Consider the following 620-nt stretch of genomic DNA (forward strand, 5'->3'; position numbering starts at 1 on the left):
ACCTGGCCTATGTGATATACACCTCCGGGACGACCGGGAGGCCCAAGGGCGTGATGGTGGAGCATGCCAACGTGGTGAACTATACCAGAAACATAGCTAATGTTCTTGCGGCCGATATCAAAAACATTGATTTTTCCACAAAACTGACCTTCGACCTATCGGTTACAACCACCATCTCTGCACTATTGCTCTCCAAAAAGGTATGTATATATCCAGGAGAGTTGAGCGATATAGAAGCATACATCGAGCACTTGATCGAACATGAGATCGACTTTGTAAAGAGCACGCCCTCATTACTGGAAAACCTTCCAACGGATTATTTTGACACCTATCATATTAAGCAGGCCTTTGTCGGAGGGGAAAAGTTGACAGCTTCCCAGTTGGGGCAAATATCAAAATATATAGACAGTATTATAGATGAGTATGGCCCTACCGAGGCAACGGTGGGAGTCACAGCGATGGACAAGAGCCATGGCCTTCATAGGGGGATTGGAAAACCTTATGGTAATTGTAAAGCCTACGTTCTGGACAATCATGGCACCCCTGTTCCGATAGGCGTTGTGGGGGAGCTGCACATAGCCGGTGCGGGAGTGGCCCGGGGCTACCTGAACATGGAGGAA

1 protein-coding gene is annotated in these 620 nt (G+C 48.2%); it reads left to right on the forward strand.

All coding sequences use genetic code 11. The features are described from left to right. Positions 1 to 11: 11 nt before the first annotated feature. A partial coding sequence (locus tag AACM45_RS20330; protein ID WP_339145045.1) for an AMP-binding protein occupies positions 12 to 620 on the forward strand: 609 nt, incomplete at its 3' end.

The organism is Croceitalea sp. MTPC5 (assembly GCF_036985505.1).
Classification (GTDB): domain Bacteria; phylum Bacteroidota; class Bacteroidia; order Flavobacteriales; family Flavobacteriaceae; genus Croceitalea.